Raw genomic sequence first — 20,395 nt, forward strand, 5'->3', positions numbered from 1 at the left:
GCGGCGGTCACGCCCCCTCATAGGGCGTGGAGCTGTGGTTGGCCGGGTCGATCCAGTCGCGCACCCCAAGGCCCAGCGCGTTCAGCAATGCGGTCAGCCCGCCCAGTGCCAGCAGCGCCGGCACCGCCCCAGCGGCCGAGCCGGCACGCGCGGCATCGATCATCAGCACCCCGGCTCCCGGCAGGTCGAGCAGGCTTTCCAGCGCCACCGCCCCGACCATCGCCGCCAGCACCGCGGCGCGCAGCCCCCCCATCACCGGGGTGACCGCCTGCGGCAGGGCGTGGTGGCGCAGCACGGTGCGTTCGTCCAGCCCCAGCCCGCGCGCCATGCGCACCGCCGCGCCCTCCGGCCCGGAGCCCAGGGCGCGGCCCATCGCCGGACGCGCCAGCCGGGCGGCTTGGCAGGCGGCGGGAATCGACAGGGCGGTCCAGGCCAGCGGCGCCGCCGACGCCCCCGCCCGCACCGCGAGCGCCGCGACGGCGGCCAGCAGGAATCCCGGCAACAGCGGCCCGGCCCCGGCCAGCAGCCGCCCGACCAGCCCGCCGGCCGACCGCGGCGCCACCGCCGCCCAGGATCCGGCCAGCGTGCCCAGCGCGGTGCCGACCGCCAGCGACGGAAGGGTGAGCAGAAGCGTGACCACCAGCCCGCGCAGCAGCGCCATGGCGGCATCCGGCTGCGGCGCCACCAGCGCCGACAGCCCCACCCCGGCCGCCATCGGCAGGACGGCGGTCGGCACGGCATCGATCAGGCGGCGGATCACGGGACGCGGCATCTGGGCAGGGGGACCGGTGTGGAAAGATCCAATAGGTACGACATGCGACCGTAAGCGCCCCACCCCCGCCGGGCAACAGAATTAGCGCCGGCCGGCGCCTCCATCCCGGGGGTTTGCCGCGATACCCGATCAGAGCAACGACGCCGGGTTCATGTGTGTACGTCCATGGGGCCCGGAGAATTTTGCCTGGGAAGACTGGTTGGCGGAGTACCGGCTCTTTCGCCGCGACGAGTTTCAATGAGGCCCGAGCATTTCTGCCCGGGAAGACCATGCCGCTGCTGGATGACCGGACGTGGAGCCGTCTGGGCTTCAATGAGGCCCGAGCATTTCTGCCCGGGAAGACACCGGCGCCGCCTTCCGGGCGAAGATCGAGGCTGTCGCGCTTCAATGAGGCCCGAGCATTTCTGCCCGGGAAGACTCTTTGGGCTCGGCGGTGATGAGCCGGGCCGATGGGCTGCTTCAATGAGGCCCGAGCATTTCTGCCCGGGAAGACTCCCTACCCCGTAGCCCACTGAAAGGCAATGTGGATTCGCCACGTTTGCGAGGGGTCCGTGTTCCTGACCGGTCGGTCAGGATTTGCCGGTTCCGTTTCGTTCTTCACCTTGTCAAAGAACCTCGCGAAATCAATATGATCGCCTGATGCGAGCGGTAGACGGGGATTCGTGTGCGTCCCAGCGCTCGCAAGGAGACGTGGGCAGCGGAACAAAGGTAGCACAGGTTGAGGGGGCTCACCAGCATCGTCCTCAGACTGGCCCCCACCACGCCCGCCTCCAACCCATACCCGTGTTCCATAACCCGACCACCACGCTTGACTTTCAGCACCGATTTTGTACTATATCACCGCCTGCTCCGCCGGAGAGGCCAGGGCCTGCCATTTGGGGGCCTTGCACCCGTCATATCGCTTTGCACGAGGATGTGACATGAGCACCGCCATTGCCCTCCGTTCGCCCGATTCCGGCGAATCGCTGTCCCGCTACATCAACGACACGCATCGTTACCCGGTCCTGCCGGCCGAGGACGAATACATGCTGGCCAAGGCCTGGACCGAGCATGGCGATGTCGATGCGGCGCACAAGCTGGTCACCAGCCACCTTCGTCTCGTCGTCAAGATCGCCGGCGGTTACCGCGGCTACGGTCTGCCGCTGTCCGACCTGATCGCCGAGGGCAATCTCGGCCTGATGACCGCCGTCAAGAAATTCGAACCCGAGCGCGGCTTCCGCCTGTCCACCTACGCGATGTGGTGGATCAAGGCCTCGATCCAGGATTACATCCTGCGGTCCTGGAGCCTCGTGAAGATCGGCACCACCGCCGCGCAGAAGAAGCTGTTCTTCAGCCTGGGCCGCCTGAAGCGGAAGCTGGGCGAATACGGCAGCGGCGACCTGCAGCCCGACAGCGTCACCAGCATCGCCACCGACCTGTCGGTGCCGGAGGAGGACGTGGTCGCCATGAACCGCCGCCTGTCGGCGCCGGTGGCCTCGCTGAACGCGCCGATGAGCGCCGACGGCGATTCCGGCGAATGGCAGGACCTGCTGGCCGACGAGCGTCCGTCGGTGGAGGAGTCGCTGGTCGAGCGTGGCGAGGCCCGGCAGCGCAGCGCCCTGCTGCACGAGGCGATGGGCGTGTTGAATGACCGCGAGCGCGACATCCTGACCAGCCGTCGCCTGTCCGACAGCCCGCTGACCCTGGAAGACCTGTCGGTCCGTTACGGCGTCAGCCGCGAGCGCATCCGCCAGATCGAGGAAAAGGCCTTCGAGAAGGTCGCCCGCCAGACCCGCGTCCTGGCCGCCGCCGTCGCGGCCTGACCGGGAACAAGGCGGGACGCCGGGTTCGGAATCCCCGCCAGCTTCGGCGGGAAGCGCCGTGTAACCCCTCCATCAGCGCCGGCGGTGTCCGCCGGCCCTCGTGGAGGCGGCTCCCATGTCGAAAAGCATTTCCCGAACCTCGACGATCGAGGTCATCAAGGACGCGCTGACCCTGTATGAATGCAACAGGATCAGCCGCTGGCAGGTCATCAACCGCCTGATCCATCTCGGTCTCTCGCCCGACGACGCCAACACCATCGCCGACCAAGGCAGCATCCCGCCCCGGATCCTGAGCGGCCTTGGCGTTCTGCGCCGATGAGCACGGCGGACACCGCCTTCGCGACGGCATTCCCGGTGGCCCTGCACCAGCAGCGCCCCGGCGATGGGGCGCCGGCGGCGGCGCGGATGCGCGAAGAGCTGTTGCGCAGGGTGCGCCTCCCTCGCCATGATCGCGGTCCGGCTTGAACAGACTTAATTTCCCCAAGGAGTCCGCGATGCCCAGCTATCCCGCCGCCTATCAGGCCAGCAAAGGCTCGGCGCTTGACGTCGACCGCGCTTTTTACGGGCGCATCGGGTCGGAGACCGGCGGACGGGAGCTGGTGGACAGCTTCGTGGTGCCGATCCGCTCCGGCCGTGCCTGGACCGTGCCGGCCGGCCATGTCTTCCGCATCGTCACCATCGAGGGGCCGCAGGTCGCCGACCTCAACATCTGGAACCGCCACAACCCGCGCGAACGCTTCTGGGCCTCGCGCACCCGGCAGCTCCAGCAGGCGCATGTCAGCACGTTCGACCGGCTGTGGTCGACCCTGCCCTTTCTGCGGCCGCTGGCGACGATCACCCACGACACGCTTGCCGATTACGGCATCGACGAATATGGCGGCCGGGTCCATGACCTGCTGGGCACCCGCTGCGATCCCTATGTCAACCGCATGCTGACGGGCGAGGATTTCCATCACCACTGCCATTCCAATCTGACCCGCGCCGTCGCCCCCTATGGCCTGACCGAGTTCGACGTGCATGACGTGCTGAACGTCTTCCAGGTCACCGGGCTGAACGCCGAGGACAAGTATTTCATGAAGGCCTGCCCGGCCAAGAAGGGCGATTTCCTGGAGTTCTTCGCCGAGATCGACCTGCTCTGCGCCCTGTCGACTTGCCCCGGCGGCGATCTCAGCGTGCCGCTGTGGGGTCCGGACGCCCGCGACCCGCTGGAGGTCTGCCGTCCGTTGGGCGTCGAGGTCTACCGGCTGGACCCGGCGCTGCTGGCGGGCTGGTCGTCGCCGGAGGTCGCGGCCTATCGCGGCAACCACGGCATGACGCTGCAGACGCCACCGTGGGAGAAGGATTTGGCATAGTGGCGTGACGCTCTACTCCACCTCGGTCAGCAGCCACTCCTTGAAGCGGCGCACCCGCCGGGCCCGCTCGGCGCCCGGCGCGTGGGCGATCAGGTAGCAGCCGCGCGGGCGCAGGGTCTCGGGCATCGGCTGGACCAGCCGGCCCGAGGCCACGTCCTCCCGCACCAGAAAGACCGGCAGCAGGGCCACGCCCATGCCGGCCGACGCCGCCTCGATGATCATGAAGAAATGCTCGAAGGCCAGCGACAGCGCCGATTCCGGCAGCGGCAGACCGAAGGCGCCGAGATAGACGCGCCAGGAATCGGGCCGGGTGGTGTGCTGCAGCAGCCGGTGCTGCGCCAGATCGGCGGGATGGCGCAGCGGCGGCCCCTGCTCCAGCAGTGACGGTGCGCAGAAGACGCCCATCGTCTCCGGCATCAGCGTTGCCGTCTCCGCTCCCGGCCACTCCTCCACGCCGTAGCGGATGGCGACGTCGATGCGCTCCTTGGCGAAATCGACGCGATGCTCGCCGATGCTGACCTCGACCTGGATGTCGGGGTTTTCCGCCTGGAAGCGTTTCAGCCGCGGGATCAGCCAGCGTTGCGTCAAAGTGGGAAGCGCGCTGACCCGCAGCACCCCGCCCTCCTGCGCGCGGGCCGCCCGCGCCGCCGCCGCGATGCGGTCGAGCGCCGCCGACGCCTCGCCATAGAAGGCCGCGCCGGTCGGCGTCAGTTCGATCCCCCGGCCGACGCGGCGGATCAGCTCGACGCCCAGATCCGCCTGCAGGGTCTGCATCATGCGGCTGACTGCCCCCTGGGTCACCGCCAGCTCGTCGGCCGCCCGGGTGAAGCTGAGATGGCGGGCCACCGCGACGAAGCTGCGGACGGCGTTGAGCGACGGCAAATGGCGTTCGGAGGCGCGTTCGGGCATGGACAAACCGAATCATGAGTTGAACTCATAAATCTCTACCCGAGAACTCGTTTGTCAAGTCTGCGGCGATACGCTCTGCTTGGTCCACCAACAGCCATCCCTGAAGGCCACCCTCCGATGACGACGCTGACGCCTTTCCATATCGCCTTCCCGGTCGACGATCTCGCCGCCGCCCGCCATTTCTACGGCACCGTGCTGGGCTGCCCGGAGGGGCGCAGCAGCGACGAATGGATCGATTTCGACCTGTTCGGCCATCAGATCGTCGCCCATCTGAAGCCGCGCGATCCGAACGCCGCCCCGGCCCACCACAACCCGGTGGACGGCCACGACGTGCCGGTCCCGCATTTCGGCGTCGTGCTGCAGCCCGCCGACTGGGACGCCCTGGCCGAAAAGCTGAAGGCCGCCGGGGTGAAGTTCGTGATCGAGCCCTATACCCGCTTCAAGGGTCAGGTGGGCGAGCAGTCCACCATGTTCTTCCTCGACCCCGCCGGCAATGCGCTGGAGTTCAAGGCGTTTGCGGACATGTCGCAGCTGTTCGCGAAGTGAGGGTGGGGGCAGTTCCTTGCGAGGTTAGACCCCCGCCTAACCTCCCCCGCTCTCAGCGGACCTTCGGTCCGCCTGTCGCGTCAGCACAAAGCGGACTTTGTGCGAGAGCTGGGCGGGGGAGGGACTGCCGCCGAACGCCGACAAAGCTCCATTCCCCTCCCCCGCCCAGCGAGGGAGGGTTAGGGTGGGGGTCTAACTCCGCAAGACTCAACTTCCCTCACCCACACCCCGCCATCATCAGCCCCAGCGTCTTCTCGTCCGCCCGGTCCGGCATCACCTCGCCGACGATGTGGCCGTCGAACATGACGACGATGCGGTCGGACAGCGCGCGGATCTCGTCCAATTCGACCGACACCAGAAGGATGGCCTTGCCCTGGTCGCGCAGGGCCACCAGCCGGCGGTGGATGAACTCGATGGCGCCGATGTCGACGCCGCGGGTGGGCTGGCCGACCAGCAGCAGGTCGGGGTTGCGCTCGATCTCGCGGGCCAGCACGATCTTCTGCTGGTTGCCGCCGGAGAAATTTGCCGCCGCCAGCGACCCGTCGCGCGGGCGGGTGTCGTAGTCCTCCATCCGGCGGGCGCAGTCGGCGGCGATGGCCTCCCGGTCCATCAGCACCCGTCCATTCCAGGCCGGATCGTCCTGGAAGCCCAGAATCGAGCATTCCTCCGCCGAGAAGCTGGTGACGAGGCCGACCTTCTGGCGGTCCTCCGGCACATGGCCCACACCCAGCCCGCGCAACGCGCGGGCGTTGAAGCGATTCGGATGCCCGGCCAGTTCCTCGCCGCGCAGGCGGACGGAGCCGCCGGCGATGGGCCGCATGCCGGCCAGCGCCTCCAGCAGTTCGGACTGGCCGTTGCCGGACACGCCGGCGATGCCGACGATCTCGCCGGCCCGCACCGACAGGCCAACCCCCTTCACCCGCTCCACGCCGGACGGATCGCACACCCGCAACCCCTCGACCCGCAACACCTCCGCGCCAGGATTGGCCGGCGTCTTGTCGACGCGCAGCAGAACCTTGCGGCCGACCATCAGCTCGGCCAGTTGTTCCCGGCTGGTGTCGCCGGTGGCGACGTTGGCGACCACCTGTCCGCGCCGCATCACCGTGACGTTGTCGGTCAGCTCCATGATCTCGCGGAGCTTGTGGGTGATGATGATGACCGTCTTGCCCTGCTGGCGCAGTGCCCGCAGGATGCGGAACAGATGGTCGGCCTCCTGCGGGGTCAGCACCCCGGTTGGTTCGTCGAGGATCAGGATGTCGGCGCCGCGATAGAGCGCCTTCAGGATCTCAACCCGCTGCTGGGCGCCGACCGGCAGGTCGCCGACCAGGCTGTCGAGATCGACCTCCAAGCCGTAGTCGCGGGCCAGCCGGGTCAGCTCGGTGCGTGCGCGGGCAAGGCCGCCCGCCAGGGTGACCCCGCCTTCCGCCCCCAGCAGCACGTTTTCCAGCACGCTGAAGGGGTCGACCAGCATGAAGTGCTGGTGAACCATGCCGATGCCGGCGGCCAGCGCGTCGCGCGGCGTCCGGATGGCGGCAGGATTGCCGTTCACCCGGATTTCCCCGCTGTCGGCGCGCAGATAGCCGTAGACGATGCTCATGATCGTCGACTTGCCGGCGCCGTTCTCGCCGATCACCCCGTGGATCGTCCCGGCCGGCACCGACAGCGACACGTCGCGGTTGGCGTGGTTGGCGCCGAACCATTTGTTGATCGCCACCGTTTCCAGGGCGATCGGCCCGTTTTCCTGGGCGCTACCTTCAGTCATCAAGGCATCCGGGCTCAGGGCTGGTACGGCTTGACCGCCAGCGAGCCCGCGATGATCTGCTTCTTGGCCTCTTCCAGCTTCGCTTCCATCTCCGGCGTGATCAGCTTGCGGTTGTTGTCGTCCAGCGCATAGCCGACGCCGTCCTCCTTCAGCCCGACGACGCGGTGGCCGGGCTTCCAGCTGCCGTCCTTCGCCGCCTTCATGCAGTCATAGACGACGACATCCACCCGCTTGACCATGGAGGTGAGGACGCTGCCGGGATGGACATGGTTCTGGTTGCTGTCGACGCCGATCGACAGCTTGCCGGCATCGGCCGCCGCCTGCAGCACGCCGAGGCCGGTGGCGCCCGCCGCGGCGAAGACCACGTCGGCCCCGCGGGAGAACTGGCTCTTGGCCAGCTCCGCCCCGCGGCCGGGATCGTTCCAGGCAGCCGGGGTGGTGCCGGTCATGTTGACGAACACCTCGTCGTTCGCCGCGACGTGCTTCACGCCCTGCTCGTAGCCGGTCAGGAAATTGCGGATCAGCGGGATGTCCATGCCGCCGACGAAGCCGACCTTGCCGGTCTTCGAGGCCAGCGCCGCCGCCATGCCGACCAGATAGGATCCCTCCTCCTCCTTGAAGGTCACGGACTGGACGTTCGGGGCGTCCAGCTTGTCGTCGATCAGGCAGAACTTGGTCTTGGGCGACTCCTTCGCCACCTTGTCCACCGCCGCGGTCTGCGAGAAGCCGACGGCGACGATCACCGAGGCGCCGCGGCGGACCAGCGTGCGCATCGCCTGCTCGCGCTGGCCCTCGTTGGTGATCTCGAACTCGCGGTAGGCGGTCCCGGTCTCTTTCTTGAACCGCTCGGCGCCGTTAAAGGCCGCCTCGTTGAAGGACTTGTCGAACTTGCCGCCCTGGTCGAACACCACCGCCGGCGAGAAGTCGTCGGCGAGCGCCGGAACGCTGGCCGCCGTGATCGCCGTCATCGCCAGCATGCCGGCAAGAATACGCGTCTTCATGTCCCACCCACTCCCGACTGCGGAAACTTGACCCAAAGGATAACCGCGCCATCATTCCGCACAACAGGGAAAGCGATTGATACCGTGCAGCGAATCGCGGCGCCCCCGGTTGACGACAGGGGCGGGGGCGTTTATCACCCCCGCCGATGGTCTTTGCGACGAACTGGTCGCGGGAAACCGGTACGACCGGCCACAGGAATTCGGGGGACGACGCTCGGTGGACGAAGTCTGGGTGCTTTTGCAGGGAATCGTTCTCGGATTCGCCATCGCCGCACCCGTCGGGCCGATCGGTCTGCTGTGCATCCGCCGCACCCTGCAGTACGGCCCCCTGATGGGCTTCTTCACCGGGTTCGGCGCCGCAGTGGCCGATACCTTCTATGGCGCCATCGCCGCCTTCGGCGTGTCGGCGGCGCTCAGCTTCCTGCGCGGGCACGAGATCGCCTTCCAGCTGGTCGGCGGCATCTTCCTGCTGGTGGTGGCGATCCGCACCTTCCGCCAGCAGCCGGAAGCGGAGGAGCGGGAGGCCGCCGCCGCCCCCGACAGCAAATCCTGGTTCACCGGCTTCATGACCGGCCTGTCGCTGACCCTGACCAACCCGGCGACCATCATGGCCTTCATCGCCATCTTCGCCGGATTTGGGTTGGGCGGCACGCTGGACCGGCTGGAGGCGTCGACCCTGGTGCTGGGCGTCTTCATCGGGTCGTCGCTGTGGTGGATGACGCTGGCGATGGGGGTGGCCGCCGTACGCCACCGCATCTCCGACCGCGGCCTGACCATGCTGAACCACTGCACCGGCGTGGCGCTGGGCGTCTTCGGCCTGTGGGCGCTGGGCATGGCCGCCACCGGCATCGTCGGCATGGCGACGGCCTGACAATCAACAGCCGGCTGACGGCGTGACGCTCGGCGCCTCTCCGGCCGTACCGCCCTTGCGCAGCAGGTGCAGGTGCTTGGTCAGCCGCCACAGATACAGGCCCACCAGCACCACCAGCAGCCCGACGGTGAAATAGCCGACCAGCCGGTGGGCGAAGGGCCAGGTCGACAGCATGTAGCCGGTCCAGGCCAGCAGCAGCGTCCACAGCACCGACCCGATGCCCGACGCCAGCGAATAGTTCAGGATCGACATCCTGCAGGCGCCGGCCGGGATGGAGATCAGCGTCCGCACCCCCGGCACCGGCTGCGAGAACAGCACGGCCAGCCCGCCGCGCTTGGCGAACCAGTCGGTGCTCTGCCGCACCTTCTTCGGGTTGATGGTCAGCCAGGGGCCGTATTTCTTCAGGAACGCCTCCAGCCGCTCGCGCCCCATCAGGCGGCTGGGCAGGAACCAAACCAGCTGCCCGGCCAGCGAACCGAGCCCGCCGGCAACAGCGATCCCCACCAGCGAGAACTCGCCGGTCGCCGCCCCGATCCCGGCCAGCGGGATCACCGACTCGGAGGGAAGCGGCGGAAAGACCCGCGCCAGCGCCACCAGCAGGAAGATCCCGATATAGTGAAGGTGGTGCATCACCTGCACCAGCCAGTCCGTCAACCCACCATCCATGCCGTTCCGTCCTTCCCCACCGGTCGAATTGACCCGTATCGGGAGAACGGCGCGGCACGGCGGGGGGTTCCCAAGTGTCGGCTGACGATGCCCCCACCTAACCTCCCCCGCTCTGAGCGGACCTTCGGTCCGCCTGTCGCGTCAGCACAAAGCGGAGCTTTGTGCGAGAGCTGGGCGGGGGGAGGGACTGCCGCCGCTTTTCCGAACAAGCGCCAATCCCCTCCCCCGCTGGGCGGGGGAGGGTCAGGATGGGGGTCTAACCCCGCAAGATTCCTAAACTCCCATCACCCGTTGAACAGCGCCGCGTCGATCCGCCGGACCATCGCCACCAGACGCGGCGCGAACTCCTCCTCCAGCTTCTTCAGATCGACCATGAAGGCCGGCCCGCCGCAGTTGAAGGCCAGCACCTGCGAGCCGTCGCGCGGCACGAAGGGGACGCCGACGGCATGCACCTCCGACTTCCAGGCGCCGATGGAGCGGCAGTAGCCGCGCGTCCGGTAATCCTCGATGGCCTGGAGGATGCCGTCGCGGATCTCGGGCCAGCGCTCCCCCTCATGCTCTTCCAGTTTCGCCATCAACGGCGCGCGCTCCGCCTCCGGCAAGGCGGCCAGATAGGCGCGGCCCATGCCGGTGGTCGACAGCTTGATGTGGGAGCCGACGTCGAGCGACAGGGTGATCGGCCCGGTCGCCTTGCAGCATTCCAGATAGATCATGCTCAGCCGGTCGCGCCCGCCGAGCGCCACGGCAAGGCCGGTCTGGTCGGCCAGTTCCTGCATCAGCGGCCGGGCGACCTGCCGGATGCCCATGCCCGACAGGCTGGCATAGCCGAGCGCCAGCACTGAGGTGCCGAGCCGGTACTTGCCGGTGTTCTGGTCGTAGGCGAGATAGCCCAGCTTCGCCAGCGTGTAGGTCAGCCGCGACACCGTCGGCTTCGGCAGGCCGGTGCGCTGCGCCAACTCCAGATTGCCGAGCATCGATTCGTTGCGGCGGAAGGCCCGCAATAGCTCCAGCCCGCGAGCGAGCGCCGTGACGAAGCGCGGGTCCTTCTCGTCGTCCGCCAGATCGTCGGCGACCAGAGCCTCTTCCCGCCTGCGCATGACCCGTCCCTCCCGCAAAAGATTGCGGGACGATCCTGCCAGCAGCCGGACAGCGCGTCAATGGAACAAGGTTTCGCGATACGAAATTTGTAGCCGGCGGCCTATGCCCGCATCACTGCGTCACTCCCAGCCCCAGCGTCACCATGCGTTCGTACAGCGACGCGCGCGAAATGCCCAGCAGCTTCGCCGCCCGCGCCTTCACCCCGTTGGCCTCCTCCAGCGCGGCGGCGATGGCGTGGCGTTCGGCGGCATGCAGCACCTCCTGCAACGGCCGCGCGCCCGCCGCCAGCGGCAGAGCGGAGGCGCCGGCCGGATGCTGCATGCCGGGAAGCACGCTGCGGATGTGCGGCGCCGTCAGGATCGGCGCGTCGGTCAGCGCCACCACCCGCTCCAGCGTGTTGTAAAGCTCGCGCACATTGCCGGGCCAGTCATAGTCGCGCAGCACCTGCACCGCCGATTCCAGCATTTCGCGCGGCGGCGTGCCCTGCTGGATCGCCAGCTGTTCCAGGATGCGGTCGGCGATGCTCTCGATGTCCTCCGGCCGGTCGCGCAGCGGCGGCAGGGTGATCGGCACCACGTTCAGCCGGTAATAGAGGTCGGCGCGGAACTGCTTCTCGCGCACCAGGGCATGCAGGTCGCGGCTGGTGGCGGCGATGATGCGCACATCGACGCGAACCACCTTGTTGGAACCGAGCGGCTCGATCTCCCGCTCCTGCAGCACGCGCAGCAGCTTGGCCTGGAGCGGCAACGGCATGTCGCCGATCTCGTCGAGGAACAGGGTGCCGCCGTTGGCGAGCTGGAACTTGCCCTCGCGGTGGCGGCGGTCAGCACCGGTGTAGGCGCCGGGAGCGACGCCGAAGAACTCCGCCTCCAGCAGGGTTTCCGGGATGGCGGCGACATTGACGCCGACGAAGGGCTTGGCCGCGCGCGGGCTGGCGGAATGGATGGCCTGGGCCAGCAGTTCCTTCCCCGTCCCGGTCTCGCCCAGCAGCAGGACGGTGCTGTCCATCTGCGCGGCGCGGCGGCCCAGCCGCTTGATCTCGCGGATCGATTCGCTGGCGCCCAGGAACTGCGAGAAGGAGTATTTGGCCCGGCGCTCGTGCGCCAGCTCCTGCTGGGTGCGGGTCAGCTCCTCCTGCATCTTCTCGTATTTGCGGACCAGAGGGCGGAGATATTCGGCGCGGTCGAACAGCACGAAGCCGATGGCGCCGATGATCGAGCCGTCGATGCCGAACAGCGGCATCCGCGTCACCACGAAGGAGCGGTCGTCGAACTCCATGATGTCCAGTGGCTGGGGCTGGCCGCTGTCGATCACCCGGCGCAGTTGGCTGTTGGGGATGACGTCCTCCACCTGCCGGCCGCGCGGATCGTCCGGAACCCCCAGCAGAGCCTTGTACTTCTCGTCCATCCAGGCGATGCGGCCATTGTGATCGACGGCGACGGCGCCGACGCACATGGATTCCAGATGTTCGAACAGGGAGTGCACCGCCCGCTGGCGCAACGCTTCGAAATCGACGGTGTCGCCCACGTCACCCTCCCAAACGGGACCGATCTTCGTCGTCCCGGTGTCGAGGCCTCTTGCGATGCCGGCTTTGGGGCCTGCTGCATTGCAACGCAATTTGCCAACAATATCAGAGGTCAACATAGTAGCCCATCCGTCGGATTAAAGGGAAGGCATGCAGGTTCGGTCGGGTGCGCGGGGTCGATCCGCACCCGTTCATCAGATCAGAGCTTTGCCGAATCCCGGTTCGGACCGCTTTTTAAAAAGGCAATCCGGACGAGTTCTCTACATCCTCCGCCATAGCCCTATTTCTCTTTGGGTCTTTCAACCAGGACGAGTAGAAAAGGGAAAAAGAGGGGGACCTTTCGGTCCCCCCTGGGGGAGTTTCGGAGAAGACGGCAGACTCAGTGTCCCCGCTTGGGCAGGCGGGCCATCAGCTCGCCGACGATTCCGCGGCGGAAGAGCAGGACGCAGACGACGAAGATGCAGCCGATCACCACCGGCACCGGCAGGCTGGTGGAGGCGAGGTAGCTTTCCAGCGTCACCACCAGCCCGGCACCGACCACCGGCCCGAACAGCGTGCCCATGCCGCCCAACAGCGTCATCAGCACCACCTCGCCCGACATCTGCCACGTCACGTCGGTCAGGCTGGCGAGCTGGAACACCAGAGCCTTGGTCCCGCCGGCCAGCCCGGCCAGCGAGGCCGACAGCACGAAGGCCACCAGCTTGTAGCGGTCGGTGCGGTAGCCGAGCGACACCGCGCGCGGCTCGTTCTCGCGGATCGCTTTCAGCACCTGGCCGAAGGGCGAATGCACCGTGCGCCAGATCAGGGCGAAGCCGGCGACGAAGATCGCCAGCACGGCGTAGTACATGGTCAGCGGCTGGCTGAGGTCGAACAGCCCGAACAGCAGGCCGCGCGGCACGCCCTGGATGCCGTCCTCGCCATGGGTGAAGGGCAGCTGCAGCGCCAGGAAGAACACCATCTGGCTCAGCGCCAGCGTGATCATGGCGAAATAGATGCCCTGCCGGCGGATGGCGATCAGGCCGAAGACCAGCCCCATCAGCCCGGCGACGACGGTGGCGGCGAGCAGGCCTGCCTCTGGCGCCCAGCCCCATTCCTTCACCACATGCGCGGCGACGTAGGCCGCCCCGCCGAAGAAGGCGGCATGGCCGAAGCTGAGCAGTCCGGCGAAGCCGATCAGCAGGTTGAAGGCGCAGGCGAACAGTGCGAAGCACAGCACCTTCATCAGAAAGACGGGATACAGCACGAAGGGTGCTGCAAGCGCGAGCAGCAGCAGGACGGCGGCGATCAGCATCGTGCCGATGGCCGGACCCCGAACCGCGACGCGGGTGGAATTGCTGGCGACGGTCATTGGATCAACGCTCCCGTCCGAAGAGGCCCGCGGGCTTGATGAGAAGGACGATCGCCATCACGACGAACACGACGATGTTGGACGCTTCGGGATAGAAGACCTTGGTCAACCCCTCCAGCAGCCCCAGCCCGAGGCCGGTGACGATGGCGCCGAGGATCGACCCCATGCCGCCGATCACCACCACGGCGAAGACGATGATGATCAGGTTGGTGCCCATCAGCGGCGACACCTGATAGATCGGCGCCGCCAGCACACCGGCGAGACCGGCCAGCGCCACGCCGAAGCCGTAGGTCAGCGACACCATCACCGGCACGTTGATGCCGAAGGCCTGCACCAGCGTCGGGTTTTCCGTCGCCGCCCGCAGATAGGCGCCCAGCTTCGTCCGCTCGATGGCGAACCAGGTGCCGAAGCAGATGACCAGAGAGGCGACGACGACCCAGCCGCGATAGTTGGGCAGGAACATGAAGCCCAGATTCTGCCCGCCCTGAAGGGCGGCGGGAATCGGATAGGGCTGGCCGGAGACGCCGTACTGATGGCGGAACGCCCCTTCCAGGATCAGCGCCAGCCCGAAGGTCAGCAGCAACCCATAGAGATGGTCCAGCTTGTAGAGCCGCGACAGCATCGTCTTTTCCAGCGCGATGCCAAGCAGCCCGACGACGACCGGCGCCACCACCAGCGCCCCCCAATAGCCAATGCCGGCATAGGTCAGCAGCAGCCACGCCACGAAGGCGCCGACCATGTAGAGGGCGCCATGGGCGAAGTTGATGACGTTCAACATGCCGAAGATCACCGCCAGCCCCAGGCTGAGCAGCGCATAGAAGGAACCATTGATCAGTCCGAGCAGAAGCTGCCCGAACAGCACTTGGGGCGGGATTCCCAGCAGGCTGACCATCTCCGCATTTCTCCCGGTTCGTTGGTGTTGGTTGTTGTTCTTCGGATGGGTGGTCGTTGATTGCCCCCACCCCGACCCTCCCCCGCTGGGCGGAGGAGGGGGACAGGACCTTTGTCGGCGTACAGCGGCAGTCCCTCCCCCGCCCAGCGGGGGAGGATAGGTGGGGGTCTAACTCCCCCCTCACTTCACCAGCGGGCAGCCGCTCTGCTTCGGGTCCATGAAGGCGGTGTCGGCCGGGATGGTCTTCACGATCTTGTAATAGTCCCAAGCCCCCTTCGATTCGGCCGGGGTCTTCACCTGGGCCAGATACATGTCGTGGAACATGCGGCCGTTGGCGGCGACCTTGCCCTTCTTGGCGAACATGTCCTCGACCGGCAGTTCGCGCATCTTGGCGGCGACCTTGTCGGCGTCGTCGGTCTTCGCCGCCTCGACCGCCTTCAGGTAATGCTTCACCGCCGAATAGACGCCGGCCTGCACCATGGTCGGCTTCTTGCCGGCCTTGGCCTCGAACTTCTTCGACCATTCGCGGGTCTGGTCGTCCATGTCCCAATAGAAGCCGGTGGTCAGCATCAGGCCCTGTGCCGACTGCAGCCCCAGCGCATTGACGTCGGTGATGAACATAAGCAGGCCGGCCAGGCTCTGGCCCGCCTGGGTGATGCCGAACTCCGCCGCCTGCTTGACGGCGTTGACGGTGTCGCCGCCGGCATTGGCCAGACCGATCACGTCGGCGCCCGACCCCTGCGCCTGCAGCAGGAAGGACGAGAAGTCGGAGGTGCCGAGCGGATGGCGCACCGACCCGACGATGGTGCCGCCCAGCGACTTCACCATCTTGGTGGTCTCCTCCTCCAGCGACTGGCCGAAGGCGTAGTCGGCGGTCACGAAGAACCACTTCTTCTTGCCCTGCTCGTACAGGGCGCGGCCGGTGCCGGCGGCCATGGCGTAGTTGTCGTAGGTCCACTGGAAGCCATAGGGGCTGCACTGCGCGCCGCTCAGCGCGGTGGCGCCGGGACCGGACATCAGGAAGATGCGCTTCTTGTCCTTGGTGATGCCCTGCACCGCCAGAGCGGCGGCGGAGTTCGGCACGTCGGCGATGGCGTCGACGCCGCCGGTGTCCACCCATTCACGCGCCTTCGACGCGGCAATGTCGGCCTTGTTCTGGTGGTCGGCGACGACGATCTCGACCGGGGCGCCGACGACCTTGTTGCCGAACTCCTCCGCCGCCATCCGGGCGGCGATGGCGGAGCCCTCGCCGGCAAGATCGGCGTAGATGCCGGAACGGTCGTTCAGCACGCCGATGCGGATGACGTTGTCCGACACCTGCGCCGAGGCCGGAATCGCGGTCCCGGCGAGCGTCAGCAGGGCGGTGCCGGCGAGAAGAAGCGTACGCATCAGAAGGTCTCTCCCTCTTGGTTTTATTGTCGGCCGGTTCCCATTGCGGGTCCCTGTGGCCGTGTCCGGAGCAGGTAATCGGGCAAAATCCGGCGATCCGCCGTCCCGCCTTCGAAGGGAGCGGGACGGCGTTCGTGCCGGTGATGTCGGCAGGCGATGCCGGATGGCTGGATGGCCTACACGCCGAGATAGGTGTGGAGCTTGTCCATGTTGGCGTCGAGCTGGTCGTTGGGGATCATGTCCACCACATGCCCCTCCTCCATCACGTAATGGCGGTCGGCGATGGTGGCGGCGAAGCGGAAGTTCTGCTCCACCAGCACGATGGTGAAGCCGCGCGCCTTGAGCGCCCGCACCGCGACGCCGATCTGCTCGATGATGACCGGGGCCAGACCCTCGGTCGGCTCGTCCAGCAGGATCAGGGTGGCGCCGGTGCGCAGGATGCGGGCGATCGCCAGCATCTGCTGCTCGCCGCCCGACAGCCGCGTGCCCTGCGTCGAGCCGCGGCCCTTCAGGTTGGGGAACAGGTCGTAGATCTGCGGCACCGTCATCCCGCCGTCCTTCACCACCGGCGGCAGCGTCAGGTTCTCGTCGACGCTGAGGCTTGAGAAGATGCCGCGCTCCTCCGGCACATAACCGATGCCGAGGCGGGGGATCCTGTGCTGGGCCATGCCGATCAGTTCGGTGCCCTGGAAGCGGATGGAGCCGGTGCGCTTGCCCATGATCCCCATGATGGCGCGCATGGTCGAGGTCTTGCCGGCGCCGTTGCGGCCCAGCAGCGTCACCACCTCGCCCTGGCGCACCTCCAGGCTGACGCCGTGCAGCACATGGCTTTCGCCGTAGTAGCCGTGCAGGTCGGCGATCTCCAGCATCGCCGTCTTGGTGTGCATCCCGTCAGGCATGTCCGGTCCCCATATAAGCTTCCATCACCTGCGGGTTCTTGGAGACGACCTCGTAGGGTCCCTCCGCCAGGATCTCGCCGCGGCGCAGCACGGTGATGGTGTCCGACAGGTGGGCGACGACCGACAAATTGTGCTCCACCATCAGCACGGTGCGGTCGGCGGCGACGCGCTTGATCAGTGCGGCGGTGCCCTCGATGTCCTCATGGCCCATGCCGGCCAGCGGCTCGTCGAGCAGCATCACCTCCGGGTCGAGCGCGAGCGTGGTGGCGATCTCCAGGGCGCGCTTGCGGCCATAGGGCAGCTCGGCGGCGGTGTGGCCGGCCCAGGGGGTGAGGTTGACCGCCTCGATCAGCTCCAGCGCCCGGTCATGCAGGTCGTAGAGCGACGACTCGGACTTCCAGAAATGGAAGCTGGTGCCGAGCGGCCGCTGCAAGGCGACGCGGACATTCTCCAGCACGCTCAAGTGCGGGAAGACGGCCGAGATCTGGAAGGAGCGGACCAGCCCCATCAGCGCGATGTCGGCCGGCTTGGTGCGGGTGATGTCGCGGCCCTTGTAGAGGATCTGGCCGCGCGTGGGGGTGAGGAACTTGGTCAGCAGGTTGAACACCGTGCTCTTGCCGGCGCCGTTCGGGCCGATCAGCGCGTGGATGGTGCCGCGGCGAACCTGAAGGTTCACCTCCTTCACCGCCACGAACCCCTTGAACTCCTTCGTCAGGTTGCGCGCTTCCAGGATGATGTCGTCGTTCGGTGCGGCGTTCATCGGTCGCGAATTCTCCTCCCATTCGTCCTTATGTCCGGGCTCCAAGCCCAGGGCTTATTTCCGACAACGCATGTCGGGGCCGCCATGCGGCGGGACGTTTCACCGATTGTTGTACGCACAAAGCGTGCCACGGCCGGGTTCGCTTCGGTCGGGCCGTCGGCCCCGTTGTTTCTCCGCCGGTTTTGCTGCAGCACCCTCCATCCGCTGGCTCATCTTAGCACCGGAAAGTGTCGGATTTCCGGACACTCTGTCCGCCAAACATGACAGCATCCAAAATGTCGGTACGCAAGACCGTCCGTGCGGCAGACGCCTTATTGTGGGCTTGCCAAACGCGCGCGGCACTGCGATGGTGGCCGTCCGACGGTGCCCTGCCCGTCCTGACGGGCGGCGGGGATAATAGGGAATGCGGTGCGGAGCTTCTTTGGAAGCGCCAATGCCGCGGCTGCCCCCGCAACTGTAAGCGGCGAGCATCCCGTCCATCATGCCACTGGCCTTCAAAGGGCCGGGAAGGCGGACGGCGATGCGGCGACCCGCGAGCCAGGAAACCTGCCGGCGGACGTACCAACCTTTCCCAACCCCGCCGGGTGTGGCGGGAGAGCAAGGATGTCTTCGATGACCACCCGTTCGATCGATACCGCCGCCGGTTCCGCGACCCGCAGCGCCGCCCAGACCGCGGTCGCCGCCTTTGCCGCGATCCTGCTCGGCAGCTTCCTGCTGTACGGCGTCGGCTTTGCCCAGCCGCAGCAGATCCACGACGCGGCCCACGACGCCCGTCACTCCTTCGCGTTCCCCTGCCACTAAGCAGCGGGTCATGGATCTGATCCGGCGGCTGTTCACAGCCGCTTTGGTCGCGGGCGTGCTCTCCGGCACGGCCGCGTCCGTCGTTCAGCAGGCGACGACAGTCCCGCTGATCCTCGAAGCCGAGAAGTATGAGGTGGTCACCCCGCCTCCCGCAACCTCGGCGGCGCCTGCCGGTGCGCCTGCGCCGTCGCACCAGCACGGCCCCGTGCGCGAGATCGGCGAGGGGGTGCCGACCACGCTGGACGAGGCGATGCAGCGCATCGGCCTGACCATCGTCGCCAACCTGCTGACCGGCGTCGCCTATGCGCTGCTGCTGGGTGCCGCGATCCTGCTGGCCGGCCGGCCGATCGATGCGCGGCGCGGGCTGGTGTGGGGGATGGGCGGCTTCGTCGCCGTCTCGCTGGCGCCCTCCTTCGGCTTGGCCCCGGAACTGCCGGGTATGGCCGGGGCGGAGCTTGAGCTGCGCCAGCTCTGGTGGCTGTCCGCCGCCGCCGGGGCCGGCGTCGGCATGGCCGCGCTCGCCTTCGCCCGCAACCGTCTGGTCATCGCCGCCGCCATCCTGGCTGCCGCCCTGCCCCATCTGATCGGCGCGCCCCATCCGGAAAGCGCCGAAGGTGCGGTTCCGCCGGAACTGGCCGCCCGCTTCGTCACCGCCTCTCTCGGCGGGGCCGCCCTGTTCTGGGCGATCCTGGGCGCCACCTGCGGCTGGCTGATGAGCGGTCTGGTCCGCGATACCGAGTCCCGCCCGGCCCTGCGGGTCCAGCCCGGCGCGCGTTAAGGAAACAAGCCCATGTCCGCACTTGCGAAAACGGCCGCCGGCAAAGTCCCGGCGACCGTCATCACCGGCTTCCTCGGCGCCGGCAAGACCACGCTGATCCGTGGCCTGCTGGAAAAGGCCGAGGGCCGCCGGTTGGCTCTGATCATCAACGAGTTCGGCGATGTCGGCATCGACGGCGACATCCTGCGCGCCTGCGGCAACCCGACCTGCACCGAAGACGACGTGATCGAGCTGGCGAACGGCTGCCTGTGCTGCACCGTCGCCGATGACTTCGTCCCGGCCATCGAAAAGCTGCTGGCCCGGCCGGAACCGCCCGAGCACATCGTGATCGAGACCAGCGGCCTCGCCCTGCCGAAGCCGCTCGTCCAGGCCTTCCACTGGCCGGCGATCAAGACGCGGGTCACGGTCGACGGTGTCATCGCCGTGGTGGACGCCGCCGCGGCGGCGGAGGGCCGCTTCGCCCCCGATCCCGCGGCGCTGGAGGCTCAGCGCGATGCCGCCGGCACAGTCGATCATGAGACGCCGATCGAAGAGGTCTTCGAGGATCAACTGCTTTGCGCCGACCTGATCGTCGTCAACAAGACCGATCTGGTCGCCGCCGGCGACCTCGCCCGTGTCGAGGAACTGATCCGCGGCGCCCTCAACCACACGGTCGGCCGCGACGCCAAGCTGGTCCGCGCGTCGCAGGGCGCCGTCGATCCGCTGGTCCTTCTCGGCGTCGGTGCGGCGGTGGAGGACGACCTCGCCAACCGTCCCAGCCACCATGACGACGAAGAGGGTCACGACCACGACGACTTCACCAGCTTCGTGGTGGAGCTGCCGTCGCAGCCCGACCCCGCCCGTCTGGCGATGACGCTGGAACAGGTCGCCGGCCTGCATGGTGTTTTGCGCCTGAAGGGCTTCATCGACGTGCCCGGCAAGCCGATGCGCCTGCTGGTCCAGGGCGTCGGCACCCGCATCCAGACCCACTACGACCGCCTGTGGAAGCCCGGCGAGGAGCGCCGCAGCCGTCTGGTGGTGATCGGCGAGACCGGGCTGGACCGCGATGCTGTGATTAGGGCGGTTGTTGGGTAAGGTTTAGGCTCGGTGCGGAGTTAGACCCCCACCTAACCTCCCCCGCTTTTGCGGGGGAGGCACTGCCGCCGTTTTTCTGGACAAGTACTCCGCCGCACAAGCGCTTAGTCCCCTCCCCCGCGAGAGCGGGGGAGGGTTAGGGTGGGGGCA

General features: G+C 67.6%; 20 protein-coding genes and 1 riboswitch. Of the genes, 8 read left to right on the forward strand and 12 right to left on the reverse strand.

The window, feature by feature from the left end:
- Nucleotides 1-7: 7 nt before the first annotated feature.
- Complete coding sequence (locus ACCD06_RS33345) at nucleotides 8-772, reverse strand: ABC transporter permease subunit (protein ID WP_413346682.1); 765 nt, start codon at nucleotides 770-772, stop codon at nucleotides 8-10.
- Between the two features lie 920 nt (nucleotides 773-1,692).
- Here ACCD06_RS33345 and rpoH point away from each other — a divergent pair.
- From rpoH to ACCD06_RS33360, 3 genes are all read left to right on the forward strand, one after another.
- Complete coding sequence (gene rpoH / locus ACCD06_RS33350; protein WP_109157610.1) at nucleotides 1,693-2,574, forward strand: RNA polymerase sigma factor RpoH; 882 nt, start codon at nucleotides 1,693-1,695, stop codon at nucleotides 2,572-2,574.
- 115 nt (nucleotides 2,575-2,689) lie between these two features.
- Complete coding sequence (locus tag ACCD06_RS33355; protein ID WP_109157611.1) at nucleotides 2,690-2,893, forward strand: hypothetical protein; 204 nt, start codon at nucleotides 2,690-2,692, stop codon at nucleotides 2,891-2,893.
- 175 nt (nucleotides 2,894-3,068) lie between these two features.
- On the forward strand, nucleotides 3,069-3,926 hold the full coding sequence (locus tag ACCD06_RS33360; RefSeq protein WP_413346685.1) for an urea carboxylase-associated family protein: 858 nt from the start codon (nucleotides 3,069-3,071) through the stop codon (nucleotides 3,924-3,926).
- Nucleotides 3,927-3,938: 12 nt separating this feature from the next.
- Here ACCD06_RS33360 and ACCD06_RS33365 read toward each other — a convergent pair whose 3' ends face one another.
- Nucleotides 3,939-4,835, reverse strand: a complete 897-nt coding sequence (locus tag ACCD06_RS33365) for a LysR substrate-binding domain-containing protein (protein WP_136701131.1) — start codon at nucleotides 4,833-4,835, stop codon at nucleotides 3,939-3,941.
- Nucleotides 4,836-4,952: 117 nt separating this feature from the next.
- Here ACCD06_RS33365 and ACCD06_RS33370 point away from each other — a divergent pair, with 117 nt between their 5' ends.
- The gene (locus tag ACCD06_RS33370) at nucleotides 4,953-5,381 is read left to right on the forward strand and encodes a VOC family protein (RefSeq protein ID WP_109153950.1); all 429 of its coding nucleotides are present in this window, start codon (nucleotides 4,953-4,955) and stop codon (nucleotides 5,379-5,381) included.
- A gap of 217 nt (nucleotides 5,382-5,598) precedes the next feature.
- Here the strand turns inward: ACCD06_RS33370 and ACCD06_RS33375 are convergent, their stop codons facing one another.
- Nucleotides 5,599-7,143 (reverse strand): ABC transporter ATP-binding protein, encoded by a 1,545-nt coding sequence (locus tag ACCD06_RS33375; RefSeq protein WP_413346688.1) that lies wholly within the window; start codon nucleotides 7,141-7,143, stop codon nucleotides 5,599-5,601.
- A 14-nt stretch (nucleotides 7,144-7,157) separates the two neighbouring features.
- Nucleotides 7,158-8,144: a BMP family lipoprotein gene (locus tag ACCD06_RS33380; protein ID WP_413346690.1), complete on the reverse strand. Its 987-nt coding sequence runs from the start codon at nucleotides 8,142-8,144 to the stop codon at nucleotides 7,158-7,160.
- Nucleotides 8,145-8,361: 217 nt separating this feature from the next.
- Between ACCD06_RS33380 and ACCD06_RS33385 the strand changes: the two genes are divergently transcribed.
- Complete coding sequence (locus tag ACCD06_RS33385) at nucleotides 8,362-9,015, forward strand: LysE family translocator (protein ID WP_136701134.1); 654 nt, start codon at nucleotides 8,362-8,364, stop codon at nucleotides 9,013-9,015.
- Between the two features lie 3 nt (nucleotides 9,016-9,018).
- Here the strand turns inward: ACCD06_RS33385 and ACCD06_RS33390 are convergent, their stop codons facing one another.
- From ACCD06_RS33390 to ACCD06_RS33425, 8 genes are all read right to left on the reverse strand, one after another.
- A complete protein-coding gene (locus tag ACCD06_RS33390; protein WP_136701135.1) occupies nucleotides 9,019-9,681 on the reverse strand; it encodes a DedA family protein in 663 nt (220 codons plus the stop codon).
- Nucleotides 9,682-9,965: 284 nt separating this feature from the next.
- A complete protein-coding gene (locus ACCD06_RS33395) occupies nucleotides 9,966-10,778 on the reverse strand; it encodes an IclR family transcriptional regulator (protein WP_085092194.1) in 813 nt (270 codons plus the stop codon).
- 112 nt (nucleotides 10,779-10,890) lie between these two features.
- The gene (locus tag ACCD06_RS33400; protein ID WP_413346693.1) at nucleotides 10,891-12,306 is read right to left on the reverse strand and encodes a sigma-54 interaction domain-containing protein; all 1,416 of its coding nucleotides are present in this window, start codon (nucleotides 12,304-12,306) and stop codon (nucleotides 10,891-10,893) included.
- Between the two features lie 377 nt (nucleotides 12,307-12,683).
- The gene (locus tag ACCD06_RS33405; protein WP_247882358.1) at nucleotides 12,684-13,595 is read right to left on the reverse strand and encodes a branched-chain amino acid ABC transporter permease; all 912 of its coding nucleotides are present in this window, start codon (nucleotides 13,593-13,595) and stop codon (nucleotides 12,684-12,686) included.
- Nucleotides 13,596-13,656: 61 nt separating this feature from the next.
- Complete coding sequence (locus ACCD06_RS33410) at nucleotides 13,657-14,544, reverse strand: branched-chain amino acid ABC transporter permease (protein ID WP_136701138.1); 888 nt, start codon at nucleotides 14,542-14,544, stop codon at nucleotides 13,657-13,659.
- 180 nt (nucleotides 14,545-14,724) lie between these two features.
- Complete coding sequence (locus ACCD06_RS33415; RefSeq protein ID WP_413346695.1) at nucleotides 14,725-15,933, reverse strand: ABC transporter substrate-binding protein; 1,209 nt, start codon at nucleotides 15,931-15,933, stop codon at nucleotides 14,725-14,727.
- Nucleotides 15,934-16,109: 176 nt separating this feature from the next.
- Nucleotides 16,110-16,832, reverse strand: coding sequence for an ABC transporter ATP-binding protein (locus ACCD06_RS33420; protein WP_413346697.1), 723 nt, complete (start codon nucleotides 16,830-16,832; stop codon nucleotides 16,110-16,112).
- Nucleotides 16,825-17,592 (reverse strand): ABC transporter ATP-binding protein, encoded by a 768-nt coding sequence (locus ACCD06_RS33425; RefSeq protein ID WP_085092200.1) that lies wholly within the window; start codon nucleotides 17,590-17,592, stop codon nucleotides 16,825-16,827. Before ACCD06_RS33425 ends, ACCD06_RS33420 begins: the two co-directional genes overlap by 8 nt.
- 344 nt (nucleotides 17,593-17,936) lie before the next feature.
- Nucleotides 17,937-18,161, forward strand: a riboswitch (cobalamin riboswitch).
- A 43-nt stretch (nucleotides 18,162-18,204) separates the two neighbouring features.
- Between ACCD06_RS33425 and ACCD06_RS33430 the strand changes: the two genes are divergently transcribed.
- From ACCD06_RS33430 to cobW, 3 genes are read left to right on the forward strand one after another with little or no spacing between them, the layout of a single operon-like run.
- A complete protein-coding gene (locus ACCD06_RS33430; RefSeq protein ID WP_109155161.1) occupies nucleotides 18,205-18,393 on the forward strand; it encodes a CbtB domain-containing protein in 189 nt (62 codons plus the stop codon).
- A 10-nt stretch (nucleotides 18,394-18,403) separates the two neighbouring features.
- Nucleotides 18,404-19,171, forward strand: coding sequence for a CbtA family protein (locus ACCD06_RS33435; protein WP_136701140.1), 768 nt, complete (start codon nucleotides 18,404-18,406; stop codon nucleotides 19,169-19,171).
- Nucleotides 19,172-19,183: 12 nt separating this feature from the next.
- On the forward strand, nucleotides 19,184-20,245 hold the full coding sequence (gene cobW, locus ACCD06_RS33440) for a cobalamin biosynthesis protein CobW (RefSeq protein ID WP_109155156.1): 1,062 nt from the start codon (nucleotides 19,184-19,186) through the stop codon (nucleotides 20,243-20,245).
- Nucleotides 20,246-20,395: the final 150 nt, after the last annotated feature.

The organism is Azospirillum sp. CT11-132 (assembly GCF_047302835.1).
In the GTDB taxonomy this organism is placed as follows: domain Bacteria; phylum Pseudomonadota; class Alphaproteobacteria; order Azospirillales; family Azospirillaceae; genus Azospirillum.